Genomic DNA, 19,374 nt, shown 5'->3' with positions numbered 1-19,374 from the left:
TCCCGGCTTGCATCGTGCAGGCAATTACCTGCACGATGGGGCTGTGGGCGAGGACGATGTGGTGTTCAAGGCGCTGGCCGACCCGACCCGGCGGGCGTTACTGGACCGGCTCCGTGAGCGCAACGGCCAGACTCTCGGGGAGCTGTGCGAGCCGCTTGCGATGGCACGGCAGTCGGCCACCCAGCACCTGGGCGTGCTGGAGTCCGCGAACCTCATCACCACTGTGCGCCGGGGCCGGGAGAAGCTGCACTACCTCAATCCGGTCCCGCTCTGGGCCATCACCGAACGTTGGATCGACAAGTTCGAACACCCCCGGCTGCATGCGCTGAGCGCCGTCAAGCACCGGGCAGAGGAGGAGATCATGGACGACCGGCCGAGTTATGTGTACGTCACCTACATCGGGAGTTCGCCGGAGCGGGTGTGGGAAGCACTGACCGACCCGGAGTTAACCGCCGGGTTCTGGGGACACAGCAATGTCTCCGACTGGCGGCCCGGCTCCCGTTGGGAACATCGCCGAATCGACGGTTCGGGCATCGCTGACGTGGTCGGCACCGTGCTGGAGGCGGTGCCGCCCCGGCGGCTCGCCATGACGTTCGACGCCCCTGACGAGGTGTCGCCGGAGGGTCCGTCGAAGGTGACCTTCGACATCGAGCCCTACCACGAGATCGTCCGGCTCACGGTCACCCACGAGAACCTGGCCGGTGGAGACGCCTTCGAGGCGGTCTCGGCCGGGTGGCCTGCCGTGTGCGCCAACCTCAAATCACTGTTGGAGACCGGACGGGTCCTGCCGAACGCGCCCTGGGAAATGCACGCCGAACTGCGTGCTGCCCAGATGGCCTCCGCCGACCCGCGCCCCTCCCGGGGTAGGGCCTCTGGCAGCAGCTTCCCAGGGGCCGCGACCAGTCCCAGCGCCGTTCGGGCGTGAGTTCCGCTCCCGATGTGAAGAAGCGCCCGACCGCTCCGGCCAACCGGCAACCGAAGTTTTCGTCGCTGCTTTCCTCTTGACTGCCGGATCGTCGCGATCTGCCTTACGGGGCCGCGGTCTCCTGACCCGCAGGATTCGCGCTGTGGTCATAGCGCTGCTGGGCCGCGATGACTTCGGGGGTGTGCGCCGAAATCCAGCGGACCAGTTGGGCGAACGGGCGGGACAGGCCCAGGCCCAACTCGGTGAGCTCATAGCTGACCTGGGGCGGGACGGTCGGCTCCACGGTGCGCGCTACCAGCCCGTCGCGGACCAGGGTCCGCAGTTTGGCGGAGAGCATCTTCTCGCTGATGCCCTCGATGCGCTCGCGCAGCTCGAAGAAGCGCATCGGTCCAGGCGTGAGGGCGGCCAGGATCAGCGGCACCCACCGTCCGGTGACATGTTCCATCACCTCCCGCCCCGGGCAGTCGCTGTGAAACGTGTCACTGATCCACCGGGCGTCGCTCTCATCCACGTGCTCGCCTACCGCTCACTCTAGGGCTTACCTTTTGGTACGTACTTACAAATTGCCAGCTCCAAACTTTAACGTCTCCGGCGTCTTCCTACGACGAGTCAGGAGAAACGGATGAACAGCAAGCAGGTGGCCCTTGTCAGCGGGGCCGGCCGGGGAATCGGAGCCGCCACCGCACGCGAGTTGGGTCGGCTCGGCTACCACGTGATCGTCAACTATCTACGCGACGCGGAATCCGCGGAAGCGGTGGTCGAACAGATCGGCGCCGCGCAGGCGATCCAAGCCGACATCACTGACGAGGCCCAGGTCACCGCGCTGGTGGACCGGGTGGTCGGCGAGCACGGGCGGATCGAGGTGCTGGTGGGCAACGCCCACACCGCGGCACCGCCCTTCGGCCCGCTGGAGCACGTGCCGTGGGAGGCGTTCGCGGCCAAGGTGAGCGGTGAACTGGCCGGCATCTACCACCTGACCCGGCGGGTGCTGCCGGTCATGCGCCAACGGCGGTCCGGCCGGATCGTCTACGTCTCCGCCACCGCCGCCGAGATGATCATCGGCAGCGCCGCCCACTCCACGGCCAAGGCCGCCGTGAACGCCTTCACCCAGCAGGTCGCCGGCGAGGCCGCACGGGACGGCATCACCGTCAACGCCGTCGCCCCGGGCGCGGTCGGTACCGATGCCACCGCCGCGGTGTTCACCGAAGGCATCCGGCGCTACTTCGGAGACCGATCGGTGACCGGCACGATGCTGCGGCCGCAGGACCTGGCTCGCCCGATCGCCGCGCTCGTGGACGGCGCCTTCGCCACGGTCACCGGCCAGGTGATCCGCGTCGACGGCGGATACCCGCTGCTGAGCCAGTTGCTGGACGGCCTGCCGTCCCAGTTCCCCACGGCATCGTGAGCCTCACACGGGCTCCGGGGTCGAGGAGCTGGAGCGAGTAGCACGCCAAGCATGCCGACATCGGCCACCGCTACAGGCTGTGGCCGCTGTCGAGCGCTTACACCGCGTAGGAGAAAACGAGCACGGATACCGACAGCGCCAGCATGCCCAAGCAGTTGAGCCAGAACTCCTGCTTGAGGAACCGTGCCCGGTAGTGCGCGTACGACGCGCACACGAAGTAGCCGATGACGGCGACGTTCGTGGTGAACGCGACACCGGGGTACTTGATGCCGACCGCCAGCCCGATCGCCGCCAGAAGCTTGATCACGACGAGGATCCACCACCAGTCGCGCGGCAGCCGGACCCCGTCCAGACACCGTTGGATGAACTCCGGCGGCCTCAGCGACATTACGGCGTCGCCGAACAGTACGAGCGCCAGCAGTGCGGTCAGCCACCAGATGTGGGGCACGCCGATCATTCCTCTCCTCCTTCGTGGCCGATCACGAATCCGATCACCTCGCGCAGCTGGTGGACTGCGTCGGGCTGGCGGATCGTGCCGTGGGAGATGGTCATGAGAATGCCGAGGTAGGAGAAATAGACGACCCGCGCGCCGCGGCCGGAGCCGACGCCGTCCAGACCCGCCCGCGCGAGCACCCCGGCGATCTCGGCGATCAGGGACAGCGCGAGGTTCTGGAAGATCGCCGACTCGTGTGCTCCCCGCACGATGATCGCCGCGTACTCGCGCGAGAGTTCCTCGTCGAGCGTGAAGTAGCGGATGAAGGGCTCGAACAGGGCCATGACCGCGTCCACTGCGGCACCCGGGGACATCGGGACGGGCGCCGCGCCGTGGTCGGCTGTTCGCGCACGGTGCACGGCGTCGATCCACCCGTCGAAGATCGCGACGAGAAGTGCGTCCTTGTCGCCGACCGACATGACCGTCCCGGCACTGACTCCCGCGTCGGCGGCTATCTGCCGGACCGTGGTGGCCCCGAACCCCTGGTCGCGGAACAGCCGCTCGGCCGCGGCCAGCACCTTCTGCCGCGTCGCCTCCCGCCTCGCCGCCCGTGACTGAACATGTTCACTGAACACGTTCAGCAGGTTATCGTGCCGCCTCTCCGGAGGCAACCACCCCTCGCGTGGACGAGGCGGCACGACCACCGGCGACGGATCAGGTTTCGATCCTGGCCACCACGGCACCCTGGCCGACCACGTCGCCCTCCTTGACCAGCAGGCGCACGATGCCGGAGGACGGGGCCTGCAGTTCGACGTCGACCTTGTCCACGGCCACCTCGGCCAGCAGATCGCCTTCCCGGACCTGCTGGCCGTCCACCACGAACCAGGTGGCGAGCACACCTTCGGCGTCGGGGTCCTTTTCGGACACCTGCGGGAACGGTACGTCGATCACGCGCCGACCGCCTCGAGCACGGCACCGCGGATCCGGTCCGGGGTGGGCAGTACCGCGTATTCCAGCGAGCGGGCATACGGGATGGGCACGTCCGGCACGGCCACCCGGCGGGCGGGGGCGCGCAACAGACCTGGATCGTGCTCGGCGATGGTGGCGATCACCTCGCCCGACAGGCCAAAGGACAGGTAGTCCTCGTCCACCACGACCAGGCGTCCAGTGCGGCCCACCGACTCCAGGATCGTTCCGGTGTCCAGCGGCACCAGGCTGCGCAGGTCGATCACCTCGCAGTCCACGCCTTGACCGGCCAGTTCGTCGGCGACGTCGAGTGCGTGGTGCACCGACAGCGAGAGGGTCACGATGGTGACGTCGCGGCCGGGGCGGACGATGTTCGCCTTGCCGATCGGCACCTCGTAGGCCTCTTCCGGCACCGGGCCGAGGGAGCGCCGGTTCTTCGCCATCCACGGCAGGCCCATCACACCCTTGTGGAACAGGTAGACCACGGGGTTGTCGTCGCGGATCGCGGAGATCATCAGGCCCTTGGCGTCGGCGGGGGTGCTGGGGACGACGACCTTCATGCCGGGCAGGTGCGCGAAGGTGCCCCACAGGCACTGGGAGTGCTGCGCCCCGTCCGAATAGCCGCCCCCGACCGCTGTGGTCAGCACCATCGGAACCTTGACGTTGCCACCGGACTCGAAGTGGATCTTGGCCATGTGGTTGTAGATCTGGTCCATGCACACGCCGAAGAAGTCGACGAACATCAGCTCGACGACCGGGCGCATGCCCTCCACGGCCGCCCCGATCGCGGTGCCGATGAAAGCGGTTTCCGAGATCGGGGTGTCCATCACGCGCTTCGGTCCGAAACGGTCCAGCAAACCGGTGGTGGAGCTGAAGATGCCGCCGTAGGCGCCGACGTCCTCGCCGAGCACGAACACGTTCGGGTCGCGCTCCATCTCCTGCGCGATCCCTTCGACCATCGCCTTCGCGGTGGTCAGCCGCCGGGTCGCCACCGGCGGGGTCGATTCGGTAAGCGTCATTGCTTCTCCTAAGACCTGTATCGAAGTGGTTTGCGTGGCGGTGCGGGTAGCGGAACCTGACGTGGTCCCTCGCTGTGGGATCTCCTCCTCATGAATGCCAATCAGAGGAGTCGCCGGCAGTGCTGTTCTGGCGAGGAACCACGTCAGAACCCGCGGCGGTGCCGTTTGACGGCCCACCGCAAGCGGCTCCGCCGCTTGGAAACACGCCCTAAGCGAAAACGAAGTCGAGGGCGGATTCGGGTGCGGGTTCGGGACTGGCCTTGGCGAAGGCGATCGCGTCCTCGACCCGCTGTCGTGCCTGCTCGGCCACGTCCTGCACGGCGTCGTCGTCGAGCAGCCCTTCCGACCGCAGTCTCTGTTCATAGGTGGGAATGGGGTCGCGGCCGGGCACGCCCTCCAGATCGGCGCGGTAGGCCTGCGCGTCGCCCTCGAAATGGCCCCACAACCGGAGCGTGTGCACCTCGATCAGGCTCGGTCCCTCCCCCGCCCGTGCCCGCGCGACGGCCCGGGCCGCCGCCTCGTACACCGCCTCCACCGAGTTGTCTTCGACGCGCTCGCCGGGCATGTCGTAGCCGGCGGCGCGGAGGGCGTTGGAGGTGACGCAGGTGGAGGCGCTGCGGGGCACCGAAATCCCCCAGTCGTTGTCCTCCACGATGAACACCACGGGCAGCTTCCACAGCGAGGCGAGGTTCAGCGACTCGTGGAAGGCTCCCTGGTTGGCGGCGCCTTCGCCGGTCACGGCCACCGCGATGCGGTCGGTACCGCGGCGCTGGAACGCCAGCGCCTGCCCGAGTGCCGGGGGGTAGCCCTCGGCGATGATGCCCGAGCAGGAGAAGTGCGTTGCCGGGTCGAACAGGTGCATGTGGCCGCCGCGGCCCTTGCCCAGCCCGTCGACGCGGCCGAAGATTTCCGCGGTCATCTTCCGCAGGTCCACGCCGTGGGCGAGGGCGAAGTGGTGCGGGCGGTGGGTGGCGGTGACGGCGTCGTCGGTGGTCAGGTGGGCGCACACCCCCGCCGCGACCGGTTCCTGCCCGGCGGACAGGTGCATCTCGCCGGGAATCGCACCGGCACCGATGTCGAACGCGGGTTTCTTGTCCGCGTGGTATTCACGCAGGATCGCTTCCTCGAAGGTGCGGCAGAGCACCATCGTCCGGTACAGCGCCAGCCTCGTTTGCGGTTCCATGTGATCACTCTTCAAGTCGTGGCGGGGTGCGGCAACGGGCGGGATTTCAGATGGTGATAGCGCGCGAGACGCGGCCCGCCGCCCGGCGCATCGCCGTCGTTTCCGCCAGCGCGGTGGCGTAGCGCCGCACCGGCATCGAGATCGCGACCGCGCCGACCAGGCCGGGCGCGTGCACCGGCGCGGCGACGCAGGCCGTGCCGAGCAGGTACTCCTCACGCTCGCCAGTCAGCGCCTCACCCCGCCGCAGCCGCTGTTCGAGCACGCGGAGATCGGTCACGGTGTTCGGGGTGAGGTCCGCCAGCCGGTGCCGGGACAGGTAGTCCTCGCGGGCGGCCCGGTCCAGTTCGGACAGGATGCACTGGCCGAATGCGGTGGCGTGCCCGGCCTCGTGCACCCCGACCCACAGGTCCACCCGCTGGGTGTCCGGCCCGTCGACGATGTCGATCAGCTCGATTTCGCCGTCGCGATAGAGCGCCAGATAGGCCGCGCCGCGCAGTTCGTCGCGCAGTGCCCGAAGGACCGGGCGCGCCCGGCGGAGCCGCGCCTGGCCGCTGTCGCGGCGGCAGAGCGTGTCGACGCGAGTGCCCAGCACGTAGCCGTCTTCCAGTTTGCGCAGATAACCCTCGTGCACGAGGGTGCGCAGCAGGTGGTAGGCCGTCGGCAGGGGCAGGCCCACGCTGTGGGCGAGCTGCTTGGCGGGCACCGGCCGTTCGGCCGAGCCTACGGCGTCCAGCAGGTGAAGCGCGCGTTGCACCGAACCGATGAGCGTGGGACCACTGGACATCGTGGACAAGCACCTCCGGCGTTGGAGACCTCCCGGGCACAGCATGGGCCCCGCCCCGGGTGTTGACAAGTTCCCCGCCCCCTTCGGGTGGCCGGGAAAACCGCTCGCGAGACGCTCGGTGAGCCGGGGATACTGCCCGCCATGCCGAGCACCGTCCGTGATGTGGCCACTTTGGCCGCCCTGCCCGTGGCCGAACGCGGGAAGTTCCTGTTCTTCTGGGGCCACCGGCCCGAGCGGGACGGCAGCACCGGCCGCGGCTGCCTGAGCCAGTGGTGGCCGTCGCCGTTCACCGTGGACGGACACACCTTCGCCACGGCCGAGCACTACATGATGTGGCGCAAGGCGATCCTGTTCGGCGACGCCGAGACCGCCGAACGGATCCTGGCCGTGGGCCACCCCCAGCAGGCCAAGGAACTGGGCCGTTCCGTGCGGGGTTTCGACCAGCGGGTGTGGGAGGCCTGCCGCTACCAGATCGTGCTGGAAGGCAGCGTGGCGAAGTTCGGCCAGAACACCGAACTCCGCCGGTTCCTGCTCGCCACCGGTGACCGGGTGCTGGTGGAGGCCAGCCCGTTGGACCGGGTCTGGGGCATCGGCGTGGCCGCCGACGATCCGCGTGCGGTGGACCCGGCGTGCTGGCCCGGGCTGAACCTGCTCGGCTTCGCGCTGGGCGAGGCGCGCGAGACGCTCGCCTGACCCGTCAGCGTTTGCGGCCCTTGCGCAGGAAGGTCCGCAAACGCGTCAGCGGCCAGGTGTTGATCACGTCCTCGGCCGTGAGCCAGCCGCGCTGCGCGGTGCCCACGCCGAAGCGGATGGCCGCCAGGTGCGGCACGGCATGGGAGTCGCTGTCGATGGCGAACTTCACGCCGTACCGCTTGGCCCACAGGATGTGCTCGTCCCGCAGGTCGATGCGGTCGGGGAACGAGTTGATCTCCAGTGCGGTCCCGGTGCGGGCGCAGGCGCGGAACACCTCGTCGTAATCGGCCTCCAGCGGCGGGCGGCGGCCGATCAGGCGGGCGCTCGGGTGGCCGATGATGTTGACGTAGGGGTTTTCGCAGGCGCGGACGAGCCTGCGGGTCACCTCGTCGCGGCTCTGGTTGAACAGCGAGTGCACCGAGGCCACGCACAGGTCGAACCCGGCGAGGAACTCCTCGGGCCAGTCGACCTTGCCATCGGCGTCGATGTTGAGTTCCGTGCCGTGCAGCAGCCGCATCCCGCGGTGGGCCCGGTCCAGCGCGCGGACCTGCTCGCGCTGAGCGAGCATCTTGTCGTCGGACATGCGCTGCATGTACAGGTTCGGCGCGTGGTCGGTGATCGCGTAGTAGGCGTAGCCGCGGGCAGCGGCGGCTTCCACCATCTCCTCCAGCGGCGCCACGCCGTCGGTGAGGTCGGTGTGGGTGTGCAGGTCGCCGCGCAGGTCGCTTTCCCGTACCAGCTCGGGTAGTTCCCCGGCGAGGGCGGCTTCGATCTCGCCGCGGTCCTCCCGCAGGGGCGGCGGGATCCACGGCAGGCCGAGGCGCCGGTAGACGTCCTCCTCGGTTTCGGACACCACCAGCTCGCCGGTCTCGACGTCGAACAGGCCGTATTCGGACAGTTTGAGCCTGGCGTGCACCGCGATCTCGCGGGTGCGGATGTTGTGCGCCTTGGCGCCCGTGAAGTACTGCAGCGCGGCGCCCCACGCGGCGGGCCGCACCACGCGCAGGTCGACCTGCAGGCCCTTGGTGGTGCGGAGGGAGGTCTTCGTCTCGCCGGAGGCGATCACCTCGGCCACGAAGGGCAGTTCGCGGAAGGCCGCCATGATCGGGCCGGAATCCTCGGCGGCGGCCAGGACGTCGACGTCGCCGACGGTTTCCTTGAAGCGCCGCAGGGATCCGGCGTAGGTGCAGCGACGGCAGCCGGTCACCGCGGACAGCGCCGCGACGATCTCCTCGGCCACGCCCATCGCGACGTCGAGCAGGACCCGGCCGCGGGACTGCTGCATGAGTTCGACGCCGTGCAGGATGTTCTGCTCGGTCTTGGGCCCGAACCCCTTGATGTCCCGCAGCCGTTCCTGGTGGATCGCGTCGAGGAGTTCCTCGATCGAGGCTATGCCCAGGTCGTGGTAGAGGACGGCGGCCTTCTTCGGCCCGAGGGTGGGGATGGTGATCAGCTGCCGCACCCCGGCGGGGATCTTCGCCCGGACCTCCTCGATGGCCTGCACGCTGCCGTGTTCGAAGTACTCCCAGATCTTGTCGGCGATGGACTTGCCCACGCCCGGGATCTCTCGCAGTTGCTTGATTTCCATCCGGGAGACGTCGTCGTGGCAGCCCGCGACGGCCCGGGCGGCCTTCTCGTAGGCCCGGGCCTTGAACGCGTCGCCGCCGGTGATCGCCAGCAGGTCGGCGTACTCCTGCAGCAGAGCCTCAACCTCGTCGTTGGGTCGAGCCATGGTTTCAGGGTAGAAGCCCGGACCTCGCCCGGCTGGGAGCCGCTTGTTGGCGACGCGTACCGGTCAACAATGCCCCCGGCAACTTTCGCGGTCACTCTGTGGTGTAATTCCGGCACACACCGTGTCGAGGGGAGAGCCGGATGCGTCGCCTGGGGGCCGGTTTCACGTTGCTGATGTCGTTGCTGCTGGTGACGGCCCTGCTGACCGCGGCGGAGGCGGCGGGTTCGGGGCGGCAGCGGCTGGCGACCGGGTCCTCCCCGCGGCTGGTGCGCCTGCAGCACAGCGTCTACCAGGGGCGCATCGTCGCCGCGGTGAACAGCTGGGATGCCCGCGGCCCGTATGCGCCGATCTTCGAAAGCACCGACGAGGGCCGCAGCTTCCACCGCATCGGCGAGGTGCGCGACCCCGAGGGCGCCCGGGGTGAATGCTGCGGTTCGCTCTACGAACTCCCCCGCCGGGTCGGCAATCTGCGGGCCGGCACGCTGCTGTGGGCGGCCAGCTACGGCCAGGGCGGCGGCTCGCAACGGCGCGTGGCGATCCGGATCTGGGCCAGCCGCGACGGCGGCCGCCACTGGTCGTTCCTGTCCGAACCCTTCCGCTCGCCAAACGGGGGCGGGCTGTGGGAGCCGGAGCTGAGTGTGGACGCCGCCGGCACGCTGTGGGTGCACTACGCCGACGAATCCGAGTCTCCGCGGTTTTCCCAGCTCCTCGCCCGCACTGGTTCGGATGACGGGCTCGTCTGGAGCGCACCGCGCCACACGCTGGCGCTGCAACCGGAGCGCGCCAGGCCGGGGATGCCGCTCGTGCGGGCGCTGCCCGACGGCCGTTTCTACTTCGCCTACGAGATCTGCAACTACGGCGACCAGTTCTGCGACCCGTACTACAAGATCTCGCCCGACGGCGCGGACTTCGGCGATCCTGCCGATCCCGGCCGCCGGGCGGGCACCCCGGGCGGCAACTACTTCCAGCACGCCCAGACGGTGACGCTGTTCCCCGGCGGGGCGCACGGCACCCGGCTGGTGATGGTCGGCCAGATCTACACCGACCACCACGGAACGCCCCTGCCGTCCAACGGGCGAGTGCTGCTGGTCAACGACGAGTTCGGTGCGGGCGCCTGGTCCGAACTGCCCGCCCCGGTGCCGGTGCCGGACGCCTACGACAACTTCTGCCCCAACTACAGTTCGGCGCTGCTTCCCGTGGACGGTGGCGGCACGGTGCTGGAGATCGCGGCCGACTACGACCACGGGGTGTGCACGACCTACTTCGCCCGCGGCCCGCTGTCCTGACCGCGACCGGGGCGCGCCCTGGTCGGTTCCGGCAGTCGGCGTGACCGGCCCGCCAGCACCAGCCCGAGGACGGTGAGCACGAGATGCCCGATGAGCTGCCCGGCGAACCCGCCCGGCAGCCAGCCGAGCACACCGGTCCACCTGTGGTCGAGCACCAGGCGGATCACTCCCTGCACACCGAAGGCCAGCAGAATCATCCCGGAAACCAGCCACACGTACTTCATATCGCTACTTCCTCTTTTGTGGTGCGAACGAACCATAACACGTCTTGGTACGATCGAACCATAAAGGTGCGGGGACGGGAGGGGTCGATGCCTCGACAGGTGGACCACGAAGCGCGCCGCCGCCAGATCGCGGAAGCGGTGTGGCGGCTAGCCGCGCGAGGCGGGCTGGAGGACGTCAGCCTGCGGCAGGTTGCCGCCGAAGCCGGGGTCTCCGCCCGCCTGCTGCAGTACTACTTCGGCACGCGGGACCAACTGCTGCTCGGTGCGCTGGAGATCCTCAACGCCGACGCCGAGCGGCGCGCCCGCGAGCGCCTGATGTACCTCGACGGGACCGGTGACATGCACGCCATCGTGCGTGGTGTGCTGCTGGAAATGTTGCCGTTGGACGACGAGCGACGCAGTCGTTACCTGGTGCACGTAGCGTTTTTCGTGCGCTTGCTGGCCGACGAAAGCCTCGCGTCGGCCGTCCGTGACGGCCCGCGCGCCCTCGAAGATCTCGTCGCCGATCTCATCCGGCAGGGCCAGGAACTCGGCCGAGCGCGACCGGACATCGACGCGCGCGCCGAAGCTGTTTTCCTCCTCGCGGGAGCGGAGGGGCTGCAGGCGTCGATGCTGCTCGGGCAGCGCACGCCGGATGAGGCGGTAGCCCTGCTGGATCACCAGATCGACCGGCTCTTCGGGACGAGCAAACGAAGCAGCACCCTGCAGGAGCAAGGCGCCTCGCCTGCGTCGGTTTGAGGGGGCGATCAGGTATCAAACGAATCCGGACCTAACCCCGAGGACGGCGCACTTCTCCGGAAAAGCGCGTCGCGGAGGTGCTGCCCCCGGCCAGTGCCAGGAGGCCGTCGGCGAGGGTGCCCGTGCGGTCGCAGTGTTGCTGCGCGGCCTCGGCCATCGCCTTCCACCGGTCGGGCTGCGTGATCAGGGTGCGCACGGCCTGCGCCAGTTCACCGTCGCGGGCACAGACCACGGCCAGACCGGCCCGCTCCATCAACTCGGCGTTGGCCCGTCCGTGTGCGGCGATGGGCCGGTGCATCAGCACGGGGCGCCCGCAGGCCAGCGCCTCCAGCCCGGTCGCGCCCCCCGCGTTGGTGACGACCACGTCGGAGGCGACGGTGTAGCCGGGCATCTCGTCGGTCCAGCCCAGCAGCCGCAGCCGCGGTTCCCGCGCGGCCAGTGGCCGCAGCCGCCGCCGCAGCGCCTCGTTGCGGCCACACACCACGACCGGCACGACGTCCGGGTGCGCGGCCAGCAGTTCCTTGGCCGCGTCTTCGACGTCGCCGAATCCCAGTGAGCCGCAAGAGACCAGCGCGATGAACGCCTCGGGCGGCAGGCCGAGACGGTGCCGGGCGGCGGTGGCGTCACCGGGCCGGAACCCGGCGCGCACCGGGGGTGCGGACACCGCGACCTTCGCGCCGGGGACACAGGCGAGCGCGGGCGGGACCGCGCACTCGTGCATGACGAGGTTGAGATCGATCTCGCCGTAGACCCAGAACGGGTGCGGCGCGAAATCGGAGATCCAGGCCCCGGCGGGCACGGGCAGCCGGTGGTGGCGGCGCAGCCAGGCCAGGCCCGCGGTGCCCAGCGGGTAGGTCGAGAGCACCAGATCCGGCCGGTACCGCGCGATCTCACGGCCCAGCCGGGGCCCGCACCACAGGCCGACGAACCGCTTGGACGCGGTGGCGAACCAGCGGTGGCGCCACAGCGAACGGTAGAAGTACTCGTACAGCCAAGGAGTGCTCCGCACGTTGGAGACGTAGATCCAGCGGAACAGCGGACCGACGCCGGTGCCCATCACGTCGAGCGTGTCCCGCCACGCCACCTCGGCCTCCGGCCATTGGCGGCGCACCGCCTCTTCGAGCGCCCGCCCCGTCGCGTTGTGCCCCTCCCCCATGGTCGCGGAGACGATCAGCACTCTCTTCATACCGCCCCTTCCGAAGCACCGAACAGATCTTCGTCGTCCTCAGTGGACTGTGCGCGGGCCAGCCGGGAGGCCCGGGTGGACAGCAGCACGATGCCCACGATGACCACCGCGCCCGCCACGGCCTCCCCGGCCAGCGCGAGTGGCGCGTCATTGGCCTTCTCCCCCATCCACCACACCCCGATCGCCACCCCGACCAGTGGGTCCAGCGCGGTGATCACGGCGAGTGCGGGCGCCAGGAACCGGCCTTGCTGGAAGGTGTTCTGGCTCAGCAGGAAGCCCAGGGGCCCGACCAGGCACACCAGGTACAGCGTCCAGTTCCGGAACGGTTCGGCCAGGTCGTCGCGGGCCTGGCCCGCCACCACCTTCATCAGGCCCGCGGTCACCCCGTAGAGGACACCGGTCGCCACGGCCAGGCCCAGCACCCGGACCGAGGCGGAGCGGGTCAGGGTGGAGACCACCAGTGCCACCACGGTCAGCGTGGCCAGTGCGATCGCCAGCGGCAGCGGGTGGGTGCCCGGCCGGATCGCCCCGGCGTTGCCGCTCGGACGGGCGATCACCAGGAAGGCGGCCAGTCCCGCGGCGCAGATCAGCGACCCGGCCACCATCACGGTGTCGGCCGGATGGCGTTCCAGGCGTGCCGAGAACACCGAGGCGAACATCAGCGAGGTGATCAGCAACGGCTGCACGACCAGCAGCGGCGCGAACGCCAGTGCCACCAGTTGCAGTGCCAGCCCGGCCCCGGTGGCCACCATGCCGATCAGCCACAGCGGGCGGCGGGCCAGGCCGCGCAGCAGGCCGGGGTCGAGGATCCGGGTGACCTCGACCTCCTTGGTGGCGCGGGCCTGGGCGGCGCTGGCCAGCCCCATCGCCGCCGCCCCGGCCACCGCGGCGGGAACCGCCAGTACCAGCCAGGTTCCGGCCGACGACCCCATGTCTTCCTCCCCGTCCGGGGTGACTTCGCGCCTCTTTCCGTGGCCGACCCTACCCACGCCACCGTCACCACTGCCGCCACAAAACGCCGCCGGGAGGGGCTCGCCGGGGGCCGTCAGTGGGACGAACGCCGCCGCACGGCCTGGTTGATCAGTTCGCCGCTGCGGTCGAGGCAGTCCGCACAGATCACCGCGTCGCCCTCGGTGGTGTTCATACGGCGCAGCGGCCGGTGGAAGCCAAGGAAGGTGCGTCGTTCCCGGCGGCCGCAGAACTCGCATGCCTTCTCCTGCGGATCGCTGGAGAACCGCAGCGCGCTGCCACCGAGGCTGCGGCGCGGTTGCCGGTCGCGGACCAGCAGCAGCCCGGCCTCCAGGCAGTCGGGGCAGATCGGCCCGTGCGGGCCGGGAGCCCGGTACTGGCCGGGGAGGGGACGGCGCCCGCAGAACCGGCACGGTGCCAGCCGGGCGTCGACGTGGTCGTTGGTCATCGTCACGTCCTACTCTCTGGCGGCCTGGCGGTCACGCAGACCGACCGGATTCCACCGCCTCGGCAAGGCAAACCTCCCGCCAAGCCGCTACGAACAGCAACAATCTGACGTGATTTCTTCGCGAGATCACACTTTTGGGGTATTTTTTCCCGCATGTCTCTATGGGGGATGTCCCTACCGTGGCGCCGTGCGCCCGTGGCCGCGCTGGCCAGCCCGCTCACGGTCCTCGTGGCGGCCGCGACCGCGCTGCTCGCCTGCTTCCTGGCCGCCTCCGCGGTACTCATCTCCTCCTCCGCCGGTGCCGCGGCCACCGACTACGAGAGCGGGATCACCTGTCCCGACGCCTACGGCCCGGTGTTCTCCCGGGCGGCCCTCACCCCGGAGACGGCCGCCGCGGTCACCGACACGGTTCGCCGCCAGGCGGCGGCCCACGGCTTCCCGCAGCCGGTCGCGTCGATGTTCGTCGGGATCCTCACCCGCTCCTCCTTCGGGCCCGCGACCGGACGCAAGGTCATGCTCGGTTACCGCGACCAGGGGCTGGAACACCTGCAGCAACTGGCGGGCAACGGCGCGCCGGGCCTGTGGATCGGCGACGACCTCACCCGGTTCTCCCCGGTCAAGCCCGGTGACCCCGCCCAGCTGCGGGGTACGGACGTGGCCCCGGTGGCCGGGGTGTACCGCGCGCTCAGCGTGCCCCCGCCACGCTGGTGGTGCTCGCAGCAGAACAACGCCACCGTCTACGTCTACGCCGACGACCCGCTGAGCACGATCGTCTTCGCCAGTGACGAGAAGACCTACCTGGACACGCTCGCGGCGATGAAGCTTCGCGGCACCACGCTCCACATCTCCTTCTACCTGGACCCGCCTCGTACCCCGGCGCAGGCGCGCGACTACCTCAACCGTTCCACGGTCCTCATCGAGGCGGTCCGGGCCGATCTGGAACGGCAGGGCCTGGGCGACGTGGTGGCGATGACGCGCCCGTTCGAGCGCTCCACGCAGATCGCCGAGCAGGCCGGGTCGAACGTGCTCGTGTCGATCCTGCCGCTGGCCGGTATCAGCGTCCTGGTGGGCCTCGGCGGGATCGTGACCGTGGCGCTGCAGTGGTACCAGCGGCGCTATCCGCAGGTCCGCCTGCTCGCGGCCCGCGGCGCCGGGCCCTGGGCGCTGGGCGGGTTCGCCGTGGCCGAACTGGGCCTGCCGATCCTGGCAGGCGGGCTGGCGGGCATCGCGCTGGCCCGCTTCTCCCTGCCGCTGTACGCCCCACCCGCGCATCTGGACGCGAGCCCGCAGCTGGTGGCCGCGGGCCTCGCCGGTGCGGTGCTGCTGATCGCGCTCGCGTTGCTGGCGGTGGTCGTCGCGCTGCGCACCCATCGCGAGTTCCAGGTGGGCCGCGTTCCCGGCAAGGCCCGCCGCTGGCGGCTGCTCGCCGTGGTGCCCTGGGAACTGGTCACCGCGGGGGTCGCCGTGCTGGGCTGGACCAGGTTGTCCGGGTACGGGGCGTCCTCGAGGATGGGCAGCCCGCTACCCCAGATCGACCCGCTCGCGCTGACCTACCCGGTGTTCGTCGTGCTCACGGCCGGACTGTTGTCGGCGCGCGTGGCCTGGCTGCTGCTGCGCGTCTCGCACCGGCTGCGGATCTGGTCCAGACCTTCACTGCAACTGGCGATCCGGCGGCTGGCCGGCGCCCGTGCCCCGGTCACCGGAGTACTGGTCATCGGGGTACTCGCGATCGGCACCCTGGCCGCGGGCAACGGGATCGCGGCCGGGCAGCACGGCGCGCTCGACAGCAAGTCCGGGGCGCTCGTCGGCGCCGTCACCCGGGTGGACGTGGAAACCAAGGTCGGCCTCGCCGGTGCGGCCGCCCTGCCGGAGAGCCTGCGGAGCACCAGCACGCTCGTCGGCCAGACCAGCGGCACGGGCAGTCTCGTCCTCGTGGTCGACCCGGCCACCTTCGCCGACGACGCCTACCTCGGCGACCTGCGTGACCGGGTCCGCGCTCTGCTGCCCGCCCTGCGGGCACCGGCACCGGGCGGGCTGCCGGCGCTGCGGATCGGTCACACCGCGTCCCAGTCGGCGGATCTGCCCGGCCTGCCCCCGGCGGTGACCGTGGCCGACCTCCCGTGGTTCCCCCTGCTGGGCGGCAGCCCCGGATACGTGGTGTCCCGCGACGCGCTCACCCCAGCCCAGATCACCGCGCTGACCAACTGGACACTGCTGTCGACCGCCCCGGCCGACCAGGTTTCGAGCGCGCTGGCCGCCGCCGGGCTGAGCCAGGCCAACCGCGTCAGCCAGGGCGGCGCCCTCGACGCGTTGCCGTTCTACGTGGTGGAGTGGAGCTTCTCCTTCGTCAGCCTCCTCGGCGGGGTGCTCGGCGTGGTGGCGGTGCTGGGGCTGCTGGTGGCCGTCGAGGTGCGGCGGCGGCAGAACGCGCTGGCCGGGGCGCTGGTGCTGCGCATGGGCATGGGGCTGCGGTCCCTGTTCGGCAGCCACCTCATCGAACTGGGTGCGCTGGCCGGGCTGGCCGCACTGGCCGGGGTCGGGTGCGGGCTCACCGTCGCCACCCTCGCCGTGCCCGGTTTCGACCCGGTCCGGTGGCTGGCGCCGCGTCCGGCGCTGCCCGACCAGACCGGTTTCGTGCTCGCCGTGGTGGCCACCGGGCTCGCGGTGGTGCTCCTGGCGGGCTGGCTCGCGGTGCGCTCGGTGCGCACCGCCCGGACCGCGGAGCTGCTGCGTGGCTGAACCGGCCGTGGACACCACGGTGGACACCGTGTTCGAACTGACCGGGATCGGGGTGGACTACAGCACACCCGCGGGGACCGTGCGCGGCCTGCAGGAGGTGACCCTCACCGTGCCGCGCTCCGGGATCACCGTGTTCGCCGGGCCGTCCGGTTCGGGCAAATCGACGCTGCTGCGCGTGCTGGGATTGTTCGAACGACCCGCGCGCGGCACGCTGCGCTTCGGCGGCACCGACACCGGCGCGCTGTCGCACGCCGCACGACGCGCGTTGCGGCGGCGGCATCTCGGGCTGGTGTTCCAGAACCCACCGGAGAACCTGCTGGACTTCCTGTCGGTCGCGGACAACCTCCGCGCGGCCGCCCAGTCGGCGCGCCGACCGTGCGATCCCGAGGCGATTCTCGACCGGCTCGGCCTCGCCGGCACCGGCGACTGGCGGATCTCCGCCCTGTCGGGCGGCCAGCAGCAGCGGCTGGCGTTCGGGTGCGCACTGGCCCGCGGTTCGTCGGTGATCCTGGCCGACGAGCCGACCTCACAGCTGGACGAGGCATCGGCGGATCTGGTGATCCAGACGCTGCGTTCCCTGGCCGAAGAGGAGTTCGCGGTGCTCGTGGCCTCGCACGACGACCGCGTGATCGAGCTGGGCAGCCGGGTGGCGCGGCTGCGCGACGGGCGCCTGGAAGGGATCGAACGATGAACGCCCCCACTCCCGCCCTGCACGCGCTGGACCTGCGGCGCCGCTTCACCCACCCCAGCGGCGACGTGGAGGTGCTGCGCGGGCTGGAACTGTCGGTGCACGCCGGGGAACTGGTGACCGTCGCAGGGCGGTCGGGTTCGGGCAAAAGCGCCCTGCTGGCCCTGCTGGGCGGTTTCGACTCGCCGGACTCGGGGCGGGTCCTGCTCGCCGGGCAGCCCCTCGAGGACGCCCCGCCGTGGCACACCTGCGCCGTACTGCCCCAGGCGCTGGGCCTGGCCACCGAGCTGACCGTGACCGAGAACGTCGCGCTGCCGCTGCGGCTGAATCCCGGCGGCTCCCGGGCGGAGAGCGAAATCGGCGCGCGGGTGACCGAGTTGCTCGAAGGGCTCGGCGTGGCGGCGCTGGCCGAGCGTTACCCCGGGGAGGTGTCCTTCGGGCAGCAGCAGCGGGTCGCGCTGGCGCGCGCGGTGAGCGCACGCCCGAAGGTCCTGCTCACCGACGAACCGACCTCGCATCTGGACGGCGGCAGCACCCCGGCCGTGCTGCGGCTGCTGCGCCGCTGCGCCGACGAAGGCACCGCGGTGATCGTGGCGACCCACGACGAGGAGGTGCACGCGATCGCCGACCGGCGGGTGCGGCTGGCCGACGGCGTGCTGTCGGCGGCGTGATCGCGGTGCTCCCGGGCCCGTAGACTACGCGGTGATGCGTCGGTACCGGTGGTGGATCAGTGCGGGTGTGCTCCTCTTCGTGGCTGTGCTGGTCGGCATCTTCGTCTTCTCCGGTCCCGGCAACCCGCCCGCTCCCCCGCGGCGGCAGGGCCCGCCCGGCACCGGGCCCCTGACCATCGTGACCCTCGGTGACAGCACCCTTTCCGGTGAGGGCACCGGGAACTACACCCCCGACACCAACGGCGCCAACGGCGACTGGTGTCATCGCTCACCCGAGGCCACGGTGTTCGAAACCGCTCTCCCCGGCATCGAGGCGAAGGTCAACCTCGCCTGCTCGGGCGCCCCGGCAGCACAGGTGGCGCTGGGCGACGCTCGGCAGTGGACCGAACCTTCCCAGGCCGGGCAACTGGCGCAGCTGGTCAAGAACCACCGTGTGGCGGCGGTCGTCGTCGCCGTGGGCGCCAATGACGACCCGCACTTCTCCCAGCTGATCTCCCAGTGCTTCCAGTCCTGGCTGATGTCGGGCAACGGTCCGTGCAGCGGGCCGATCAGCGCCACCTGGGACGACCGCGTCAACGCGATGGTGCCGAAGGTCGTCACCGCACTCGGCGACGTGAAGAAGGTCCTCGCCCAGGCCGGCTACCAGCCCGAGGACTACCAGTTGGTGCTGCAGTCCTACGCCGCACCGATCGGCCCCGATCTTCCCGCGGATCTCCAGAGCCTCAACGGCTGTCCTTTTCGCACCGAGGATCTGCGGTGGGTGCAGGACGACGGGGTGCTGAAGCTGTCGGCCGGGCTGGCCAGAGCCGCGGCACAGGCCGGTGCCCGCTTCCTCGACCTGTCCCGGGCCGGGCGCGGACACGAGGCCTGCAGCGGCGGGGCCGACCCGAGCACCGAATGGTTCAGCAGGCTGGTGCTGCGCCTCGGCGACCTCAACTACGCCGACCGTGCCTCGCACGCGTTGCAGGAGTCCTTCCACCCCAACGCCAACGGCCACGCCCAGATCGGCCGCTGCCTCACCGAGTTCCTGGCCACCGAAATGCCCTCGGCGGCCTGCCTGCCCGGTGCCGGCGGTGATCTGCACCCCGCCGCCACCCTCGCCGGCGTGCGCTGACCCGGGAATCCTCAGTGGACGTTTCCCCGTCCCGACGTCCGTCGAACACACGACGATCATCAGGCAGCGCGCAAACCGGGTGTCGGCGTTGAGTCCGGAAGCGGGTTCCGGGATGATCACCGGATGGGGGACGCCAACGCGGTCCGGGTCGGCTCTGTGAGGATCTCCAGA

At 70.5% G+C, this 19,374-nt stretch carries 21 protein-coding genes; 9 read left to right on the top strand and 12 right to left on the bottom strand.

The features are described from left to right. The first annotated feature begins 43 nt into the window (after positions 1-43). Positions 44-925: an ArsR/SmtB family transcription factor gene (locus tag ORV05_RS15095; protein ID WP_268759126.1), complete on the top strand. Its 882-nt coding sequence runs from the start codon at positions 44-46 to the stop codon at positions 923-925. Positions 926-1,028: 103 nt separating this feature from the next. Here the strand turns inward: ORV05_RS15095 and ORV05_RS15090 are convergent, their stop codons facing one another. Continuing rightward, positions 1,029-1,370, bottom strand: coding sequence for a winged helix-turn-helix transcriptional regulator (locus ORV05_RS15090; protein ID WP_268759125.1), 342 nt, complete (start codon positions 1,368-1,370; stop codon positions 1,029-1,031). 177 nt (positions 1,371-1,547) lie between these two features. Here ORV05_RS15090 and ORV05_RS15085 point away from each other — a divergent pair, with 177 nt between their 5' ends. After that, positions 1,548-2,330, top strand: coding sequence for an SDR family NAD(P)-dependent oxidoreductase (locus ORV05_RS15085; RefSeq protein WP_268759124.1), 783 nt, complete (start codon positions 1,548-1,550; stop codon positions 2,328-2,330). Positions 2,331-2,427: 97 nt separating this feature from the next. On the opposite strand, the gene ORV05_RS15080 is transcribed toward ORV05_RS15085, so the two are convergent. From ORV05_RS15080 to ORV05_RS15055, 6 genes are all read right to left on the bottom strand, one after another. Then, the gene (locus ORV05_RS15080; RefSeq protein ID WP_268759123.1) at positions 2,428-2,787 is read right to left on the bottom strand and encodes a DoxX family protein; all 360 of its coding nucleotides are present in this window, start codon (positions 2,785-2,787) and stop codon (positions 2,428-2,430) included. Further along, positions 2,784-3,398 (bottom strand): TetR/AcrR family transcriptional regulator, encoded by a 615-nt coding sequence (locus ORV05_RS15075; RefSeq protein WP_268759122.1) that lies wholly within the window; start codon positions 3,396-3,398, stop codon positions 2,784-2,786. The genes ORV05_RS15080 and ORV05_RS15075 overlap by 4 nt, the downstream gene beginning before the upstream one ends. 79 nt (positions 3,399-3,477) lie before the next feature. After that, positions 3,478-3,714 carry a biotin/lipoyl-containing protein gene (locus tag ORV05_RS15070; RefSeq protein ID WP_268759121.1) on the bottom strand — a complete coding sequence of 79 codons (237 nt, stop codon included), beginning with the start codon at positions 3,712-3,714 and terminating at the stop codon, positions 3,478-3,480. Beyond that, positions 3,711-4,748, bottom strand: coding sequence for an alpha-ketoacid dehydrogenase subunit beta (locus tag ORV05_RS15065; protein WP_268759120.1), 1,038 nt, complete (start codon positions 4,746-4,748; stop codon positions 3,711-3,713). The genes ORV05_RS15070 and ORV05_RS15065 overlap by 4 nt, the downstream gene beginning before the upstream one ends. 208 nt (positions 4,749-4,956) lie before the next feature. Then, positions 4,957-5,931, bottom strand: coding sequence for a thiamine pyrophosphate-dependent dehydrogenase E1 component subunit alpha (locus tag ORV05_RS15060; RefSeq protein WP_268759119.1), 975 nt, complete (start codon positions 5,929-5,931; stop codon positions 4,957-4,959). 46 nt (positions 5,932-5,977) lie between these two features. Next, the gene (locus ORV05_RS15055) at positions 5,978-6,715 is read right to left on the bottom strand and encodes an IclR family transcriptional regulator (protein ID WP_268759118.1); all 738 of its coding nucleotides are present in this window, start codon (positions 6,713-6,715) and stop codon (positions 5,978-5,980) included. A gap of 141 nt (positions 6,716-6,856) precedes the next feature. Between ORV05_RS15055 and ORV05_RS15050 the strand changes: the two genes are divergently transcribed. Beyond that, positions 6,857-7,408: an NADAR family protein gene (locus tag ORV05_RS15050; RefSeq protein WP_268759117.1), complete on the top strand. Its 552-nt coding sequence runs from the start codon at positions 6,857-6,859 to the stop codon at positions 7,406-7,408. A gap of 4 nt (positions 7,409-7,412) precedes the next feature. Here the strand turns inward: ORV05_RS15050 and polX are convergent, their stop codons facing one another. Next, positions 7,413-9,140: a DNA polymerase/3'-5' exonuclease PolX gene (gene polX, locus ORV05_RS15045; RefSeq protein WP_268759116.1), complete on the bottom strand. Its 1,728-nt coding sequence runs from the start codon at positions 9,138-9,140 to the stop codon at positions 7,413-7,415. 140 nt (positions 9,141-9,280) lie between these two features. Here polX and ORV05_RS15040 point away from each other — a divergent pair, with 140 nt between their 5' ends. Then, positions 9,281-10,426, top strand: coding sequence for a sialidase family protein (locus ORV05_RS15040; protein ID WP_268759115.1), 1,146 nt, complete (start codon positions 9,281-9,283; stop codon positions 10,424-10,426). On the opposite strand, the gene ORV05_RS15035 is transcribed toward ORV05_RS15040, so the two are convergent. Further along, positions 10,399-10,650: a hypothetical protein gene (locus tag ORV05_RS15035; protein WP_268759114.1), complete on the bottom strand. Its 252-nt coding sequence runs from the start codon at positions 10,648-10,650 to the stop codon at positions 10,399-10,401. The genes ORV05_RS15040 and ORV05_RS15035 overlap by 28 nt on opposite strands. 87 nt (positions 10,651-10,737) lie before the next feature. Here ORV05_RS15035 and ORV05_RS15030 point away from each other — a divergent pair, with 87 nt between their 5' ends. Beyond that, positions 10,738-11,388 carry a TetR/AcrR family transcriptional regulator gene (locus tag ORV05_RS15030; RefSeq protein ID WP_268759113.1) on the top strand — a complete coding sequence of 217 codons (651 nt, stop codon included), beginning with the start codon at positions 10,738-10,740 and terminating at the stop codon, positions 11,386-11,388. 31 nt (positions 11,389-11,419) lie between these two features. On the opposite strand, the gene ORV05_RS15025 is transcribed toward ORV05_RS15030, so the two are convergent. The 3 genes from ORV05_RS15025 to ORV05_RS15015 form a co-directional block, all read right to left on the bottom strand. Continuing rightward, positions 11,420-12,574, bottom strand: coding sequence for an MGDG synthase family glycosyltransferase (locus ORV05_RS15025; RefSeq protein WP_268759112.1), 1,155 nt, complete (start codon positions 12,572-12,574; stop codon positions 11,420-11,422). Then, entirely contained in the window at positions 12,571-13,506 is a 936-nt protein-coding gene (locus ORV05_RS15020) for a DMT family transporter (protein ID WP_268759111.1), read from the bottom strand. Before ORV05_RS15020 ends, ORV05_RS15025 begins: the two co-directional genes overlap by 4 nt. Before the next feature lie 113 nt (positions 13,507-13,619). Further along, complete coding sequence (locus ORV05_RS15015; protein WP_268759779.1) at positions 13,620-13,991, bottom strand: hypothetical protein; 372 nt, start codon at positions 13,989-13,991, stop codon at positions 13,620-13,622. A gap of 153 nt (positions 13,992-14,144) precedes the next feature. Here ORV05_RS15015 and ORV05_RS15010 point away from each other — a divergent pair, with 153 nt between their 5' ends. From ORV05_RS15010 to ORV05_RS14995, 4 genes are read left to right on the top strand one after another with little or no spacing between them, the layout of a single operon-like run. Continuing rightward, positions 14,145-16,730 (top strand): FtsX-like permease family protein, encoded by a 2,586-nt coding sequence (locus ORV05_RS15010; protein WP_268759110.1) that lies wholly within the window; start codon positions 14,145-14,147, stop codon positions 16,728-16,730. Next, positions 16,723-17,421, top strand: coding sequence for an ABC transporter ATP-binding protein (locus ORV05_RS15005; RefSeq protein ID WP_268759109.1), 699 nt, complete (start codon positions 16,723-16,725; stop codon positions 17,419-17,421). The genes ORV05_RS15010 and ORV05_RS15005 overlap by 8 nt, the downstream gene beginning before the upstream one ends. Then, complete coding sequence (locus ORV05_RS15000) at positions 17,418-18,089, top strand: ABC transporter ATP-binding protein (RefSeq protein WP_268759108.1); 672 nt, start codon at positions 17,418-17,420, stop codon at positions 18,087-18,089. Before ORV05_RS15005 ends, ORV05_RS15000 begins: the two co-directional genes overlap by 4 nt. 34 nt (positions 18,090-18,123) lie before the next feature. Next, a complete protein-coding gene (locus ORV05_RS14995; RefSeq protein ID WP_268759107.1) occupies positions 18,124-19,203 on the top strand; it encodes a GDSL-type esterase/lipase family protein in 1,080 nt (359 codons plus the stop codon). The last annotated feature ends 171 nt before the right edge of the window (positions 19,204-19,374 follow it).

The organism is Amycolatopsis cynarae (assembly GCF_026802195.1).
GTDB lineage: Bacteria > Actinomycetota > Actinomycetes > Mycobacteriales > Pseudonocardiaceae > Amycolatopsis_E > Amycolatopsis_E rhizosphaerae.
The sequence above is the reverse complement of the archived record's forward strand: the minus strand, read 5'-3'. Positions and strand labels throughout refer to the sequence as shown.

Bases quoted from the DNA above. Each gene is read 5' to 3' on its own strand.
- ORV05_RS15060 (WP_268759119.1), bottom strand. From the start codon at position 5,931: ATGGAACCGCAAACGAGGCTGGCGCTGTACCGGACGATGGTGCTCTGC.
- ORV05_RS15035 (WP_268759114.1), bottom strand. From the start codon at position 10,650: ATGAAGTACGTGTGGCTGGTTTCCGGGATGATTCTGCTGGCCTTCGGT.
- ORV05_RS14995 (WP_268759107.1), top strand. From the start codon at position 18,124: ATGCGTCGGTACCGGTGGTGGATCAGTGCGGGTGTGCTCCTCTTCGTG.
- ORV05_RS15010 (WP_268759110.1), top strand. From the start codon at position 14,145: ATGTCTCTATGGGGGATGTCCCTACCGTGGCGCCGTGCGCCCGTGGCC.
- ORV05_RS15080 (WP_268759123.1), bottom strand. From the start codon at position 2,787: ATGATCGGCGTGCCCCACATCTGGTGGCTGACCGCACTGCTGGCGCTC.
- ORV05_RS15065 (WP_268759120.1), bottom strand. From the start codon at position 4,748: ATGACGCTTACCGAATCGACCCCGCCGGTGGCGACCCGGCGGCTGACC.
- ORV05_RS15085 (WP_268759124.1), top strand. From the start codon at position 1,548: ATGAACAGCAAGCAGGTGGCCCTTGTCAGCGGGGCCGGCCGGGGAATC.
- ORV05_RS15050 (WP_268759117.1), top strand. From the start codon at position 6,857: ATGCCGAGCACCGTCCGTGATGTGGCCACTTTGGCCGCCCTGCCCGTG.
- ORV05_RS15025 (WP_268759112.1), bottom strand. From the start codon at position 12,574: ATGAAGAGAGTGCTGATCGTCTCCGCGACCATGGGGGAGGGGCACAAC.
- polX (WP_268759116.1), bottom strand. From the start codon at position 9,140: ATGGCTCGACCCAACGACGAGGTTGAGGCTCTGCTGCAGGAGTACGCC.
- ORV05_RS15000 (WP_268759108.1), top strand. From the start codon at position 17,418: ATGAACGCCCCCACTCCCGCCCTGCACGCGCTGGACCTGCGGCGCCGC.
- ORV05_RS15015 (WP_268759779.1), bottom strand. From the start codon at position 13,991: ATGACCAACGACCACGTCGACGCCCGGCTGGCACCGTGCCGGTTCTGC.
- ORV05_RS15090 (WP_268759125.1), bottom strand. From the start codon at position 1,370: ATGGAACATGTCACCGGACGGTGGGTGCCGCTGATCCTGGCCGCCCTC.
- ORV05_RS15020 (WP_268759111.1), bottom strand. From the start codon at position 13,506: ATGGGGTCGTCGGCCGGAACCTGGCTGGTACTGGCGGTTCCCGCCGCG.
- ORV05_RS15055 (WP_268759118.1), bottom strand. From the start codon at position 6,715: ATGTCCAGTGGTCCCACGCTCATCGGTTCGGTGCAACGCGCGCTTCAC.
- ORV05_RS15040 (WP_268759115.1), top strand. From the start codon at position 9,281: ATGCGTCGCCTGGGGGCCGGTTTCACGTTGCTGATGTCGTTGCTGCTG.
- ORV05_RS15030 (WP_268759113.1), top strand. From the start codon at position 10,738: ATGCCTCGACAGGTGGACCACGAAGCGCGCCGCCGCCAGATCGCGGAA.